The sequence below is a fragment of the Massilia sp. Root335 genome (assembly GCF_001425685.1).
Taxonomy (GTDB): domain Bacteria; phylum Pseudomonadota; class Gammaproteobacteria; order Burkholderiales; family Burkholderiaceae_D; genus Telluria; species Telluria luteola.
Map to the genome: position 1 here is coordinate 1 of NZ_LMCY01000026.1, position 421 is coordinate 421.

General features: G+C 68.4%; 1 pseudogene. It reads right to left on the reverse strand.

Features of this window, described 5'->3' with window-relative positions:
• A pseudogene (locus ASC93_RS14120) lies at positions 1-421 on the reverse strand (hypothetical protein); the annotation flags it as partial.

Here is a 421-nt window from a genome sequence, read left to right on the forward strand (position 1 = left end):
CTCGGCCTGCGCGTACACGGTCTTGCCGTCGGTGCCTTCGATGCTGACGGTCAGCGGCACGCCTCCCGCGCCGGCAGTTTTGGCGTAGAAGCTGGCGCGGTAGCGGGTGTTCGGCTTGACCGGAATACCCCAGTAGCCGGTGTTGGCGATGCCGACCCGGTGGCCCTGCGCGGCGCGCGCGGCGTCCAGGCGCAGGCTGGTGGTCAGGGCGGTGGCGGGGACGGGAAAGCGCTGGTCGAGCGCGATCGCGGCGCTGCCGCCGGCATCCTGCACCACCGACCAGTGCACCGGCGTCTTGTCGTCGTCCTTGAAGACGCGGTTGCGCACCAGTTCCGCGTACAAGCCGCCATCGTAGGAATAGTTGATTTCCTCGGTCATCAGGCCGTACAAGGTCGGACTGACGGGAATGCCGGGCTTGGCG